This window comes from Cellulomonas sp. GTC20042 (assembly GCF_055389595.1).
Genome location: NZ_AP043678.1, coordinates 3,994,048 through 4,007,731, shown reverse-complemented (window position 1 = coordinate 4,007,731; position 13,684 = coordinate 3,994,048). Strand labels below are relative to the sequence as shown.

The following is a 13,684-nucleotide window of genomic DNA, read 5'->3' as shown; positions in this document are numbered from 1 at the left end:
CGCCGGCGGGCGCAGGTTCGTCCGCCGCCCGCCCGGACCGGGCGCTAGCCTCGGGCGGGTGAGCAGCTTCTTCGACGACCCGGACGCCGCCATCGCGCGCGTCGAGGCGGAGATCCGCGCCGCGCAGGAGCGCGCCGAGCGGGCCGGACAGGTCAAGGAACGGCTCGACCGGGTGCGCGGTCAGGCACGCTCCCGTCGCGGCGAGGTCACCGTGGCCGCCGATCCCGCCGGTCGGCTGCTCGACGTGGACATCGCCGAGGACGGGATGCGGCTCGGCGCCCGCGACCTCGGGCGGCTGATCGTGGAGACCGCGCAGGCCGCGAGCCGGGACGCCGGGCGGCAGGCGTTGGCGATCACCGCCGAGGCCTTCGGTGAGGAGTCCCCGGTCACCGAGCACCTGCGCGGCGAGCTGGTCGAGCGGTTGCGCTGATGGCCTCGCACGACGGCTTCGAGATCGACAGCGAGGTGCTGCGGCGACATTCCGCGCGCGTCGACCAGGTGGCCGGCGACATCGGCACCGCGCAGCAGGCCGCCGCGTCCACCGACCTGAACGGCGGCGCCTTCGGCATCCTCTGCGGGTTCCTGCCCGGGATCGTCTCCGGCACCGACACTGCCGCCCGTGACGCCATCGCCGCCGTGCACGAGGCCGCTGAGCAGACCGTCACCGGCCTGCGCGCCATGGCCGCCGCCTACGACGACACCGACCAGCGCGTCGAGGAGCGCATGCGCCGGATCGCCCGGGTGCTCGACCGGTGAGCGCCAACCCGCTGGTCGCCGACGCCGTCGACACCTCCACCGCCTTCGGCGGCGCCGGCCTGCTCGAGTCGGTGTCCGACCTGTCGTCCTCGCTGCGGTCCGGGAACTGGCTCGCGAGCGGCCTGTCCGGCGTGGGCGTCGCCCTCGACACCGCCGCCGCCGTCACCGACCCGCTGGGATCGCTGATCGCCGCCGGCCTCGGCTGGCTGATGGAGCACCTGGAACCGCTCAAGGGCTGGCTGAACGACCTGACCGGCGACGCCGGGGCCGTGCTCGGCCACGCCGCCACCTGGGAGAACGTCGCCGGGGCGATGACCGGCGCCGGCGACGAGCTCGACCGGATCGTCCGCGCCGACCTGGAGGCGATGTCCGGAGCGGCCATCACCTCCTACGCCGCCTACGCGAACGGCCTGGCCGACCGGGTGCGCGCCGCCGGCGACTCCGCCTCCGCCATGGGCTCCGCCCTGCGCACCTGCTCCACCGTCGTGCAGGTCGTGCACGACCTGGTCCGCGACACCCTCGCGCAGCTCGTCGGCTCGATCATCTCCTGGGCGGCGGAGGTCGTCTTCACCCTCGGGCTGGCGACCCCGGTCGTCGTCACGCAGGTCGCGACGCGCGTCTCCTCCCTCGCCACCCGCATCGGCCGGTCCGTGATCGACGTGCTCACCTCGGCGCGGTCGCTGAAGAACCTGCTGGAGGCCATGCGCGACGCGCTCGCGCGGCTGGCGTCCGGGGTGCGCGGGCGGCTGCCGGGGTCGGGCGCGGCGGGGTCGGGCGCGGCGGAGGCGGCGGGGGACGCGGCGCGGGCGGTGCCGACCAGCATTCGCGACTGGGGCGTCGCGTTCTTCAGCGACACCAACCTCCGGTTCTACCTGCGCGATAACGCCCGGTTGGGTACACCGTCGAGTCCGTTCTTCCACATGTCGCTCGACGACGCGGCACGGCTGCGCACTCCGGACGACGTGCTCCGGCAGACCGGGCACGCTCCGAGCATCGAGAGCGAGTACTTGGCTGCCGCGCGGGAGGGCCGCGCACCGGAGATCTACGGGATCGCGTTCCCTCGTGACGGCTTCGCGCCCAGAGCCCCCGACGCTGTCGACGCCGGCGGCTGGCCGCACTACATGCCTGGGGGTCACACCGCGGTCCGGACGGCGGACGCACCGGGGAGGCCCGGCACCGGAGGATTCCTCGTCAACGAGACACGGGAGTACGTGCTCGACGGTGCGCCGCCGGTGCCGGACGGCAGCGTGCTGTTCCAGCTGATGCAGGACGGCTCGTGGCGGCCCATGCGGAGGTTCCCATGATCGAGAGCCCTGCCGGTTGCGAGTTCTGCGAGGCGCTCGCGTATACCGGCCGGCACGAGCCGTACCTCGTGGTCGACCTGGACGAGCAGCTCCGGCTCTGGCTGTGCTCCCGCTGCGGCACGCTGTGGCGCGAGACGTTGAGCCTGGTGCTCGTGACCGACCCTTCGCTCGCCGACGACCTGATCCCGAACTGGCGCGAGCGCGCGCGGTGGGCGGTCGAGACGCCGGTGCCCTCGCTGGTCGAGCTCGGCGCGAACGGGGAGGTGGACCCGAGTGAGGTGGCTGTCGCGCTGCTGCACCACGAGGTGATCGTCGCCGCGGACGCGCCGCCGGGGGTGGCGTACTCCACCACCGACGCCGCGCACCTCGACTGCCACGACGACGAGGCGCTGCACCGGGAGTCCGTGGCCAGGTGGGCGGCGCGGAACAGGGGGAGCGCGCTGGTGCTCGATCCGGCTGGGCCCTGGCGGTTCGACCTGCCTCCAGCGGCATCCCGCGACCTGGTCGCGGATGCCAGCGCCACTGTGACGGAAGCTGACCGCAGAAGAGATGAGGAGACTGACGCATGACCGAGCAGGCGCCTGACGGGTCTGGGCTGGACGCGATCATCGAGCGTGCGATGGCCGGCGCCCAGGAGGACGTGATCGGCGCGTTCCTGGGTGCCGATCTGGTGGTGCCGAGCGGTGCGCCGGTCGGCGAGGGCTTCGCCGGGTTCGTGCCGGTGCTGTACGACCGCGAGGGTGTGCAGATGCTCGCGGTGTTCACGACCTTCGACCGGGCACGTGAGGTGACGCACCTGGCTCCCTACGCGATCACGCTGCGTGGGTCGGCGTTGCTGGCGATGATGCCGGAGGGGTCCGGTGTGGTGGTGAACCCGGGGCACCGGGTGGGGTTCGAGATGTCGCCGGACGGGGTGCGGCAGGCGCGAGCGCGGTGAGTGGGGGGTGACGCCTGGGACGGCTCCTGGGACCGCGTGCCCGGCGGCGAGGCCCCCGGCACGACGACCCGGAAGGCCGGCGCGGGTCACCGCCGCCCCGCTCAGCCGTCTCGGTGGGCGGCGACGTCGGCGGGAAGCCTCCCGCCGGCCACTACCGGCTCGTTGGGAACGAGGTGCAGCCATGACCCACGAGGACCCCGATCCGAGGCCCGATCCCAAGAAGCACCACTCGTCGGAGACCGAAGGAATGACGGACGAGGAGTTTCTCGCGTTCCATCGCGCGATGATGGCGCGCGCCGAGGACGAGGCGACGGCGCGTCGTGGTCGACCCTTGCAGCCGGGCGACATCGGCATCGCGAAGTGCCGCGATCCGATGATCACCTACCTGATGCGGCAGAAGCCCGACGGCTCCTGGGAGCGCGTCCCCGACGACGAGGTCCCCCGCTACGACGATCGCGAGGAGCGACGACGATGAGCAGCCCGGTGAGCGACTTCCTGGACGCGCTGGCCAAGTTGCCCGCGTTCAACGGCATCACGTTCCGTGGGCTCGGTCCGGGTGACGAGGTGCCGCCCCCGCTGGGCGTGGTGACCGGTGTCCTCGCGTCCTCGCGCGATCCCCGGGTGGCGAGCGAGAACTTCTCAGCGCCGCTGCTCGTGCTGCTCAACCGCACCGGACGCAGCATCGCGGCGTTCTCGGCGCAGCCGGACGAGCACGAGGTCGTCGTGCGGCCGGGCACGCTCTGGCAGCGCCTGATCGACGTCTCGATCCCCGCGCTGCCGACGCCGGTGATGGTGCTGGAGGAGCTGGACATGTCGCAGACCACCCCGCGCCCGACGGAGTGGGGCGACACTCTCGCCGAGCTGTCCAGCCGGGTCACGCGGCTGGTCGAGCAGGCGCTCGGATCGCCGACCCGCGTGGTGGCGGTACCGGGGAAGTTCGCCGGGCCGTGGCCGGCGCAGGTGCCGCAGCAGCCGTGACGGCGGTGGAGGCCGAGCGATGACCGAGCAGATGACCGACGGGCTGGACGCGATCATCGAGCGGCCGCGCAGAGGAGCGACCAGGTGAGCGCTCGGCCGGACGGGTGCCCGTGGTGCGAGAGCGAGCGCGCCGTCGTGCCGGTCGGTCCGCAGGAGGCCGACCGGCTGCTCCCGCAGTGGCGTGACCAGGAGCGGTGGATCGTGTGCACCCCGCTGCCCGGGGTCCTGGAAGCGGCAGCGGCGGGCACCGTCGACCCGGGCCTGGTCGCGGTGGCGCTGATGCACCACGACGTGCTCGTCGGGCCGGGCACACCGCGCGGCGTCGGGTACAGCACCCCGGCGACGGCGGCGCTGGACGGGCTCGATCCCGACACCCTGCGCGCGGTGCGGGTCGCCGGGTGGATGAACCGCGTTCCCGCGGCGGTCGTCGACCCGGCCGGACCGCACACCTGCGTCATGACCTTCTGGCAGCAGTGGCACCTCGACCACGCCGACGGGCGTCCCGATCTGCGCGGGTGACCGCCGCCGCTCCGCTCAGCCGTCCAGGCGGGCGGCGACGTCGGCGGGGAAGCCACCGGTGGCGATCGGCCCCCAGCGGGTCGGCGTGACGCGGATCAGCGACTTGCCCTGGATGCGCATGGCGGCGCGGTACTCGTCCCAGTCGGGGTGCTCGCCGGCGATGCAGCGGTAGTAGTCGACCAGGGCGTCCTCGGCCTCGGGCATGTGCAGCACCTCGGCGTCGCCGTCGACCTGCACCCAGGCGTCGTTCCACTCGTCGGAGAGCACGACGACGGACACGTGCGGGTCGCGCTCGGCGTTCACGGTCTTGGCACGTCCGGGGTAGGTGGAGACGACGATCCGCCCCTGGTCGTCCACGCCCCCGCTGACCGGCGAGACCTGGGGACGGCCGTCGCGGCGGGTGGTGACGAGCAGCAGGTGGTGCCGCGGGCGGACGAAGTCGAGCAGCGTGGGCAGGTCGACGGTGCGGGTGGTCGCGACGGTTCGGGCCATGCCCCTGACCCTAGGCGCGGGGTCGGGCGCGCGCGGGTCAGCCGCACCGCTCCCGCAGCCACGCGAGCGCGCGGTCGGGCGCCTCGGCGGCACCGGTGACCTCGTCGGGCTCGATCGGGCGGTCGCCGTACAGGGTGCCGTCGCGGCCCCGGGTCTCACCCACGGTCAGCACGAGCGTCGATCCGCTGTAGAGCGTGAAGGACTGGTTGACGCTGGCGTACCCGGCGGTGGGCTCGCCGAACGACCGCACGTCGTCGAGACCGCGGAACGCGATCGCGACCTGCTCGCCGGAGCTGCCGGTCCCGGAGTCGGTCAGCACCGCCACCGGCACGCCCAGCGTGGTCGATCCGGCCGAGGTGCTGATCGGGGTGCCACCGCCGGACACCGCTCCGTCGGTCAGCCGTACGGGGGTGGAGCGGCCGTCGACCACGAACGTCGTGAGGTCGCCGTCGGGCAGCAGCGGGCTCAGCCCGGCGAGCATCGGGCCCATGTCCCCGCCGCCGTTGCCCCGCAGGTCGACGACGACCCCGCACGCCCCGGAGGTCACCAGTCCGTCGGCGAGGGTGTCCGCGTACGCCTGGGCGGCCTGCGCGTCCCCGGTGAACTCGGGGACCAGCGCGGTCGCGATCTGCCGGTCGACGGTCACCGACGGCGCGGGCTCCGGATCGGTGCCGGCCCCGGTGCCGGGAGCGGTGAGGATCGCCGAGTGGTGGCCGCCGGCGACGGCGACCGCGTCGGCCAGGGCGGCGTCGGCCGCCGCGAAGGAGCCGGCCGAGTCGAGCGCCTGCTGCGCCGCCCGCCGCGCGTCCGCCCACTCCGGTCCCTCGGCGTACAGGCCACGGTCCAGCAGCCGCAGCGTCTCGTTCCCGTAGCGCTCCGGGGTCGGCGGCACGATCCAGATGCCCAGGCGGGGCCCGAACGCCCACAGACCGGCGATCACGCCCACGACGGCGCACCCGACGACCGCGCCGGTCACCGCCAGCACCGGGTGCTTCTTCCTGCTCACTGTCGACTCCTCCTCGGGGTTCGTTGCTCCCCTCAGATTCGTCCCATGGCTCCCTGCGGCACATCAGGCCGCAGGCGGAGCGGTGCCCGGTGCTGGTGGTCCCGGGGCACGACGGGGCGGCGGACCTCAGTCGGACGGCGGGGGCTTGGGCGGCGCCCAGGCGTCGTCGGGCTGCAGGTCCTGGTAGCCGTTCTCCTCCTGGTCCCCGCCGAGCGACGCGATGAGCGCGCGCAGCGTCGGGTCCTCCTCGCCGTACCGGCGGCGCCAGCGGGGCAGCAGGCCGAGGGCGACGGCGTAGGGGTGCAGGGCGGTGCCGTCGCCGCGCCGTTCGTCGAACCGGAGGTGGTCCTGGACGCCGAGCACGTGGTCGCGCAGGGCAGCCCCCCGATCGGTGAGCGGACGTGCGGTGGTGCGGCGCCGGCCGGCGGCGGGCAACGCGACGGTGAGCGCGACGACGCCGAGCGCGAGCGCCACGAACCGGGTGCGCTCGTCCTGGACGGCCAGCGGGATCGACGCGGCGAGCAGGGCGACGATCGCGAGGCGGAGCGCCCAGACGCCCCGCCGTGGGGAGGGCCGGTACCGCCAGCCCCGGTCGGTGGCGACCTCGGCGACGGCGGCGTGCACCCGGCGCACCCGGGCGGCGGTTCCCCGGTCCTGCGGGTCGAGCCGGGTGCGTGACCCGGTGCGCGGCTCGCCGTTCAGCAGGGCGAACAGGAAGTCGCGCTCCAGCGCGTCGAGCCGGGTCGCGTCCGCCACCTCGATCGTGCCCGGAGCCGACGGATCCAGGCGCAGCACCCCGCGGTGCACCAGCGCGGCGAGCTGTGCGGTGCCGCTGCGCTGCCGCCATCCGGCCACCTCCGCGGCGACCAGCAGGGTCTCCGTCGGCGGGTCGAGCCTCCGGGTCGGCCGCACCGGGGTGCGCGGGTCGGCGGGCGGGGCGGTGAGCACCATCAGGCCGATCGTGGTGGCGACGCCGAGCGCGAGGAGCAGCAGCGCGAGCGGGAGCAGGTCCGGGTGGTCGGTCGGGCTCATCGACGCCAGCGGATCATGCGCGGGTGAACGCCGGGTGACGCGCGGCGGCCGCCCCGCGTCAGCGCGCCGTGGGCGTCACCCCGAGCAGCGTCGCGGTGAGCGGGGCCAGCGAGAGCAGCGCGGCCTGGTCGAGGTCGACCCACACGGCCTCGGCGATCTCGGCGGTGGCGGCCACGTCGGTGACCCCGTCGACGGCGAACACCTCGGCGTGCAGCAGGTGGCCGGGCTCGTTGGCGGCGACGGTCTCGTGGTGGCCGAGGTCGCGCACCTGCTCGGCGTGCACGGTGACGCCGAGCTCCTCGCCGATCTCCCGGATGACCGCGTCGCGCGGGTGCTCACCGGGCTCGATCTTGCCGCCGGCCTGCATGAACGCCGTGGTCCCGCGCTTGCGCACCAGCAGGTGCCGTCCGTCCGGGTCGGTGATGAGGGCGGCGGAGACACGGATGACGGGCGGGGCGGCGGGGTCGGTCACGCGATCATCCTGCCTCCTCGCTCCGACACCCCGCGGCGGCCGCTCGCCGTGCGCGCCGGGGGATCGGTGACGCGGACCCACCCGTCGCCGTGGAGCACCAGGTGCTCGAGCAGGCGGACGCCGCACAGCGCTCCGGCGGCGTCGAGCGCGCGCCCGAGGGCGTGGTCGGCCGGGTGGACGGTGACGTCGTCGGCGTCCAGGTCGTGCATCACCACCGGGGCGCCCGCCGGTTCGCCCTCGCGTCCGGCCGCGACCGCGTGCCGGTGCGCCAGCGCCACGGTCACCCCGCCGCGTCGCAGCACCTCGGCGAGCACCGGGCGCACCGGCGGCGGCCGGTCGTGCGCACCGACCGGCAGCACGAGGGCGTCCACCAGTCGGCAGGCGCGATCACCGATCACCACGGCGACCCGGTGGTCGTCCGGACCGAGCAGCGGCCCCGCGATCCGGGCGACGTCGGCCGGGGTGCGCACGGTCTCGCGCCGGTCGGTGGAGGTGCCGAACCGGCGGGCGAGGGCGAGCGCGGCGACGACCCGGGTGGCCTTGGCGTCGCCCACCCCGACGGTGTCGCGCAGGTCGTCCGGCAGCGCGTGGGACAGACCGGGCAGCCCGCCGTGCGCGTCGAGCAGGTCGCGCGCGAGGTCGACCGCCCCACGGCCGCGGCGTCCGGAGCCGAGCAGCAGGGCGACGAGCTCGGCGTCGGAGAGCGCGTCGGGGCCCAGGCGGAGCAGCCGTTCGCGCGGCCGGTCGGCGGGGTCGAGGTCCGCGAGCAGGGTGGTCACGGGTCGACGGTAGGCACGGCGAGCACCCGCTCGACCGTCGTCCACAGGCCGGATCTCGACGATGGGCCTGTGGACGGCTCGACGCCCGCTCGTGGAGCGGCACCGCCGGCCGACGGGATCCGGGTGATCCTCGCCACCTCGCGCGCGGGGCGGGGGTGGTGCGGGTGATGATGGGCCGGTGATCTCGCAGCCCACGCCCGACCGCCGTCCGTCCGCCACCCGCCCGAGCGCCCGGGCCGGTGCCCGCGTCGCCGTCGCCCCGCGGTCCGCGGCCCCCGCCGCCCGACTGCTCGCGGTGCTGGCGGCGGCGCTGCTGGCGCTCGCGGCGATCGTCCTCACAGCGCCGCACGCCTCCGCGCACAACAGCCTCCAGGGCACCGACCCGGCGGACGGCTCCACCGTCGCGACCGCGCCGGAGCGGGTGACGCTCACCTTCGACGAGGCGGCGCAGGCCCTCGGCACCGAGATCGTGGTGCTGGCCCCGGACGGCTCGACGGTCAGCGACGGCGCCGCCGAGCTCGGCGACGTGACCGTGAGCCAGGCGCTCGCCGGCACGCTGCCCGCCGGCACCTACACGGTGCAGTGGCGCGTCACCTCCGTGGACGGCCACCCGATCTCCGGCACCTTCACCTTCACCGCCTCGGCCGACATCACGATCGGCCAGGCGAACCCGGGCGCCCCGGCGACCCCGGACGCCGGCATGGCCACCGAGGAGCCCGAGCCGACCGTGACCCCCGAGGTCACCACCCTGTCGCCGGCGAGCCCGGAGGCGAGCCCGAGCACCGTCGCCGAGGAGACCGCGCAGGACGAGGACTCCGGGCTGGCGGCGGGCGCGATCGTCGCGATCGTGGTCGCGGTGCTGGCCGCCGGTGCCGTCGCGGTGTTCGTGGTGCGTGAGCGCCGACGTGCGGGGGACCGGACGGAGGACTGATGGCGGCAGGCACCCCGACGGCGACGGAGCCGGTCGGCGCGACCGGCGCGACCGCCGGCGTGGTGCGGATCGGCGCGCTGGCGCTGCTCGCGCTCGCGGCGGTGCTGGCCGGGGTGTCGTTCACCGGTGCGTCCGACGCCGAGGTGCTGCGCGATCCGGGGGCCCTGGTCCGCTGGGGTCTGCCGATCGCGTCGACCGCCTCCGAGATCGCCGCCTCCGCGACCCTCGGCGGTCTGCTGCTGCTCGCGGGGATCCTGGTGCGGCGCAGCCCCGACCGTGCGGGCGTGATCCGGGCGGCGTCGGGCGTGACCGCGCTGGCGTCGGCGGTGTGGACGCTGTCCGCGGTCGCCGAGCTGGTGCTGACCTACGCGAACGTGGCGGGTCTGTCGCTGTCGGACCCGGCGTTCGGCGGTGAGCTCGGGCAGTTCGTCACCCGGTTCGAGCTCGGCAGGGTGCTGCTGGTCCAGGTGATCGCGGCGGCGGTGGTCACGGCGGTGGCGCTGCTGGTGAACGGTCCGCTCGCCGCGGCGTGGACCTCGCTGCTGGTGGTCGTCGCGCTGTGGCAGAACGCGCAGACCGGCCACGCCGCCGGTGCCGCGAGCCATGATCTGGCGTCGATCTCGATGTTCCTGCACCTCGTGGGCGCGGCGGTGTGGATCGGCACGCTGGTCGCGCTGTCGCCGCTGGCGCACCGGCTCGGTGCGGACCTGGCACCGGCGGTGGCACGGTTCTCGGTGGTGGCGGGCTGGTGCTTCGCGCTGGTCGCGGTGTCCGGGGCGGTCAACTCGATCATCCGGATCGGCACCTGGTCCGACCTCGGCACCCGCTACGGGGTGCTGCTGCTGGTGAAGATCGCCCTGTTCGGGGTGCTCGGCCTGCTGGGTCTGGCGCACCGGCGCGGCGTGGTTCGACGGCTCGGCGCGGGGACCACGCGGGCGCGCGCGACCGGGCTGTTCTGGCGGCTGGTCGCGGTGGAGCTCGCGGTGATGGGCGCGGTGTCCGGGGTGGCGGTGGCGCTGGGGTCCTCCGCGCCGCCGGTGCCGGACGACCCGATCACCGATCCGACGCCGGCCGAGATCGTCACCGGTCACGCGCTGCCGCCGGAGCCGACCGCACTGCGTTGGATCACCGAGTGGCGGTGGGACGTGCTGTGGGCGTGCGCCGCCGTCGCGGGGCTGATCGTGTACCTGCGCTGGGTGCTGCGGCTGCGTCGGCGCGGCGACACCTGGCCCTGGGCGCGCACCGCGTCCTGGACCGCCGGGATGGTGCTGTTCTTCTGGACGACCTCCGGCGGCGCCGCGATGTACGGGCACGTGCTGTTCAGCGCGCACATGGTGCAGCACATGCTGCTGGCGATGGTGGCGCCGATCTTCCTCGCGCTGTCCGCGCCGGTGACCCTGGCCCTGCGCGCGCTGCCCGCCCGCTCGTCGGCCGGGGCGCGGGGCGGGGCGGACGCCGACCTGTCGCGCGGGCCCCGGGAGTGGCTGCTCGCGCTGGTGCACAGCCGGTGGGGGCGGTTCTTCGCGCACCCGGTGGTGGCGGCGGTGAACTTCGCCGGGTCGATGATCGTCTTCTACTGGACCGACGTGTTCTCGTGGGCGCTGACCTCGGGCTTCGGCCACGTCGTGATGGTCGTGCACTTCTCGCTGGCCGGGTACCTGTTCGTCAACGGGCTGGTGGGGATCGACCCCGGGCCGACCCGGCTGCCCTACCCGCAGCGGCTGCTGCTGCTGTTCGCGACCATGGCGTTCCACGCGTTCTTCGGGATCGCGCTGGTCACCGGCGAGGTGCTGCTGGTGCCGGACTGGTTCGGGCTGCTCGGTCGCGAGTGGGGACCGTCGGCGATCGTGGACCAGCAGCGCGGCGGGGGCGTCGCCTGGGGGATCGGCGAGCTGCCGACGCTGGCGCTGGCGATCGCGGTGGCGTTCTCCTGGGCGCGCGACGACGAGCGGACCGCACGCCGGCGCGACCGCCGCGTGGCCCGTGAGGGCGATCTGGAGATGGACGAGTACAACGAGATGCTCGCCCGCCTGGCCGCCCGCGACGGCTCCGCCCCGCGCGACTGAGACCCACGCGCGGCCTGCGCTCGCCCGGGCGCGCGTCTCCGTCCGCCGAGTTGTCAGAACTTGTCGCTTCGGGGGGCTCTGAAGCGACACAAGATGACAACTCGGCGAGGGATCACGCGGGTCAGGCGAGGGATCACGCGGGTCAGGCGAGGGATCACGCGGGTCGAGCGTGGGACGGCGCGGGGCGCGTGCGGAAACGCGCGGGACCTGCACGAGCCGCGCGTGATAGGACGGCAGGGTGACCTCTGAGCCGACGCCGGCCGAGCCGGCCCCCGCGACCCCGTTCCACGACCTCGACGCCTACGTCGCGCTGCCGCGGCTGTCGGGGCTGACCCTCTCGCCCGACGGCACCCGCCTGGTGACCTCCGTCGCGACCCTGGACGAGAAGCGCACCCGTTACGTCTCGGCGCTCTGGGAGGTGGACCCGACCGGTGCCGCCCCCGCCCGGCGCCTGACCCGCTCGACGAAGGGGGAGCGCGGCGCGCGCTTCACCTCGGCCGGCGACCTGCTGTTCGTCTCGGCGCGCCTCGACCCGGACGCGAGCGGCTCCGACGACGACACCCCCGCGGCGCTGTGGCTGCTGCCGGCCGACGGTGCGGAGGCCCGGGTGGTCGCCCGCCGCAAGGCTGGGATCGACGGTGCCGCGGTGGCTGCCGAGGCGCCGGTCGCGGTGCTGACCTCGGACGTGCTGCCGCGCGCCACGGACGACGCGGAGGACGAGCGGCTGATCGGGGTGCGCGCGGACGCGAAGGTCGCGGCGATCCTGCACGACGCGTACCCGGTGCGGTTCTGGGACCACGACCTCGGGCCGGCGGTGCCGCACCTGTTCGCCGCTGATCTGGCCGCGGTGGCGACCACCCCGGCCGCGGGGGAGAAGGCCCCGGCGCTGGACCTGCGCGACCTGACCCCGGCCCCCGGCGGCGCCCTGCGCGAGCAGGACCCGGCCGTCACGCCGGACGGCAGCACGGTGGTCGTCGCCTGGACGCTGCCGGGTGCGCGCGGATCGCTGCGGAACACGCTGGTCGCGATCGACGTCGCCTCGGGTGCGCGTACGGTGCTGGTGGACGACCCGGGCGCCGACGTCTACTCGCCGGTGGTCTCGCCGGACGGCCGCCAGGTCGCCTACGTGCGCGAGACGCTGAGCACCCCGACGCAGGCTCCGCGCGAGGAGCTGTGGGTGGTGGGGATCGACGGATCGGCCGCCCGCCGGGTGGCGGAGGCGTGGGACCGTTGGCCGCACGAGGTGGTCTGGACGCGGGACGGCACCGGCCTGCTGGTGGCGGCGGACGACCTCGGCCGGGGTCCGGTCTTCCACGTCGACCTCGGCACGGACGCGGTCACCCGGGTCACCGCGGACGACGCCGTGATCAGCGACCTGAACGTCAGCCCGGACGGGGCCACGCTCTACGCGCTCGCCACCTCCTACGCCGCCCCGGCGCACCCGGTGCGGTTCGACCTGGCGACGGCGCTGGCCTCCGGCGAGCCGGTCGCCGCGCAGGCGCTGCTCTCCCCGGTGCCGCTGCCGACGCTGCCCGGCACGCTGACCGAGGTGCACACCACCGGCGAGGACGGCTCGGCGGTGCGGTCCTGGCTGGTGCTGCCCGAGGGCGCCTCGGCCGACGCGCCGGCACCGCTGCTGCTGTGGATCCACGGCGGGCCGCTCGGCTCGTGGAACGCCTGGTCGTGGCGGTGGAACCCGTGGATCCTCGCGGCGCGCGGCTACGCGGTGCTGCTGCCGGACCCGGCCCTGTCCACCGGCTACGGGCAGGACTTCGTCCAGCGGGGCTGGGGTGCGTGGGGTGCGGCGCCGTACACGGACCTGATGGCGGCGACCGATGCCACGATCGCCCGGGACGACATCGACGCGACGCGCACGGGTGCGATGGGCGGATCCTTCGGCGGCTACATGGCGAACTGGGTGGCCGGGCACACCGACCGGTTCCGGGCGATCGTCACGCACGCGAGCCTGTGGGCGCTGGACCAGTTCGGGCCGACCACCGACGACTCCTTCTACTGGGAGCGGGAGATGACGGCCGAGATGGCGCTGGCCAACTCCCCGCACCTGTCGGTGGAGAAGATCGTGACCCCGATGCTGGTCGTGCACGGCGACAAGGACTACCGGGTGCCGATCGGCGAGGGCCTGCGGCTCTGGTATGAGCTGCTGTCCCGCTCCGGCCTGCCGGCGGACGAGCAGGGCCGCACCCCGCACCGGTTCCTCTACTTCCCCGATGAGAACCACTGGGTGCTGACGCCGCAGCACGCGAAGGTCTGGTACCAGGTGGTCGAGGGGTTCCTGGCCGAGCACGTGCTCGGGCTGCCGGAGGGCGAGCGTCCCGCGCTGCCGGAGGTGCTCGGCTGACGCCGACCGCCCGCTGACGCCAGGAGGGGCTGATCAACCCAACGGTTGATCAG

The 13,684-nt window shown here is 74.9% G+C and carries 16 protein-coding genes; 11 read left to right on the top strand and 5 right to left on the bottom strand.

Annotated elements, in window-relative coordinates; genetic code table 11:
- The first annotated feature begins 58 nt into the window (after positions 1-58).
- From ACZ5HG_RS18530 to ACZ5HG_RS18495, 8 genes are all read left to right on the top strand, one after another.
- Positions 59-430, top strand: coding sequence for a YbaB/EbfC family nucleoid-associated protein (locus tag ACZ5HG_RS18530; RefSeq protein WP_464179106.1), 372 nt, complete (start codon positions 59-61; stop codon positions 428-430).
- Positions 430-756: a type VII secretion target gene (locus tag ACZ5HG_RS18525; RefSeq protein ID WP_464179104.1), complete on the top strand. Its 327-nt coding sequence runs from the start codon at positions 430-432 to the stop codon at positions 754-756. The genes ACZ5HG_RS18530 and ACZ5HG_RS18525 overlap by 1 nt, the downstream gene beginning before the upstream one ends.
- A complete protein-coding gene (locus tag ACZ5HG_RS18520; protein WP_464179102.1) occupies positions 753-2,060 on the top strand; it encodes a WXG100 family type VII secretion target in 1,308 nt (435 codons plus the stop codon). Before ACZ5HG_RS18525 ends, ACZ5HG_RS18520 begins: the two co-directional genes overlap by 4 nt.
- Positions 2,057-2,629: a hypothetical protein gene (locus ACZ5HG_RS18515; protein WP_464179100.1), complete on the top strand. Its 573-nt coding sequence runs from the start codon at positions 2,057-2,059 to the stop codon at positions 2,627-2,629. Before ACZ5HG_RS18520 ends, ACZ5HG_RS18515 begins: the two co-directional genes overlap by 4 nt.
- Positions 2,626-2,997, top strand: coding sequence for an SseB family protein (locus ACZ5HG_RS18510; protein WP_464179098.1), 372 nt, complete (start codon positions 2,626-2,628; stop codon positions 2,995-2,997). The genes ACZ5HG_RS18515 and ACZ5HG_RS18510 overlap by 4 nt, the downstream gene beginning before the upstream one ends.
- A 181-nt stretch (positions 2,998-3,178) precedes the next feature.
- Positions 3,179-3,472 (top strand): hypothetical protein, encoded by a 294-nt coding sequence (locus ACZ5HG_RS18505; RefSeq protein WP_464179095.1) that lies wholly within the window; start codon positions 3,179-3,181, stop codon positions 3,470-3,472.
- The gene (locus ACZ5HG_RS18500) at positions 3,469-3,975 is read left to right on the top strand and encodes a hypothetical protein (protein ID WP_464179093.1); all 507 of its coding nucleotides are present in this window, start codon (positions 3,469-3,471) and stop codon (positions 3,973-3,975) included. Before ACZ5HG_RS18505 ends, ACZ5HG_RS18500 begins: the two co-directional genes overlap by 4 nt.
- Positions 3,976-4,059: 84 nt before the next feature.
- Positions 4,060-4,494, top strand: a complete 435-nt coding sequence (locus ACZ5HG_RS18495; RefSeq protein ID WP_464179091.1) for a hypothetical protein — start codon at positions 4,060-4,062, stop codon at positions 4,492-4,494.
- Between the two features lie 15 nt (positions 4,495-4,509).
- Here ACZ5HG_RS18495 and ACZ5HG_RS18490 read toward each other — a convergent pair whose 3' ends face one another.
- From ACZ5HG_RS18490 to ACZ5HG_RS18470, 5 genes are all read right to left on the bottom strand, one after another.
- Complete coding sequence (locus tag ACZ5HG_RS18490; protein WP_464179089.1) at positions 4,510-4,986, bottom strand: PPOX class F420-dependent oxidoreductase; 477 nt, start codon at positions 4,984-4,986, stop codon at positions 4,510-4,512.
- Positions 4,987-5,023: 37 nt separating this feature from the next.
- Positions 5,024-5,992 carry a S41 family peptidase gene (locus ACZ5HG_RS18485; protein WP_464179087.1) on the bottom strand — a complete coding sequence of 323 codons (969 nt, stop codon included), beginning with the start codon at positions 5,990-5,992 and terminating at the stop codon, positions 5,024-5,026.
- Between the two features lie 126 nt (positions 5,993-6,118).
- On the bottom strand, positions 6,119-7,024 hold the full coding sequence (locus ACZ5HG_RS18480) for a DUF2207 domain-containing protein (RefSeq protein ID WP_464179085.1): 906 nt from the start codon (positions 7,022-7,024) through the stop codon (positions 6,119-6,121).
- Between the two features lie 58 nt (positions 7,025-7,082).
- The gene (locus ACZ5HG_RS18475) at positions 7,083-7,496 is read right to left on the bottom strand and encodes an NUDIX hydrolase (protein WP_464179083.1); all 414 of its coding nucleotides are present in this window, start codon (positions 7,494-7,496) and stop codon (positions 7,083-7,085) included.
- Entirely contained in the window at positions 7,493-8,275 is a 783-nt protein-coding gene (locus ACZ5HG_RS18470; RefSeq protein WP_464179081.1) for a JAB domain-containing protein, read from the bottom strand. Before ACZ5HG_RS18470 ends, ACZ5HG_RS18475 begins: the two co-directional genes overlap by 4 nt.
- A gap of 178 nt (positions 8,276-8,453) precedes the next feature.
- On the opposite strand from ACZ5HG_RS18470, the gene ACZ5HG_RS18465 reads away from it, so the two are divergent.
- From ACZ5HG_RS18465 to ACZ5HG_RS18455, 3 genes are all read left to right on the top strand, one after another.
- A complete protein-coding gene (locus tag ACZ5HG_RS18465; protein WP_464179079.1) occupies positions 8,454-9,206 on the top strand; it encodes a copper resistance CopC family protein in 753 nt (250 codons plus the stop codon).
- On the top strand, positions 9,206-11,272 hold the full coding sequence (locus tag ACZ5HG_RS18460; protein WP_464179077.1) for a bifunctional copper resistance protein CopD/cytochrome c oxidase assembly protein: 2,067 nt from the start codon (positions 9,206-9,208) through the stop codon (positions 11,270-11,272). Before ACZ5HG_RS18465 ends, ACZ5HG_RS18460 begins: the two co-directional genes overlap by 1 nt.
- A 238-nt stretch (positions 11,273-11,510) precedes the next feature.
- The gene (locus ACZ5HG_RS18455; RefSeq protein WP_464179075.1) at positions 11,511-13,631 is read left to right on the top strand and encodes a S9 family peptidase; all 2,121 of its coding nucleotides are present in this window, start codon (positions 11,511-11,513) and stop codon (positions 13,629-13,631) included.
- Positions 13,632-13,684: the final 53 nt, after the last annotated feature.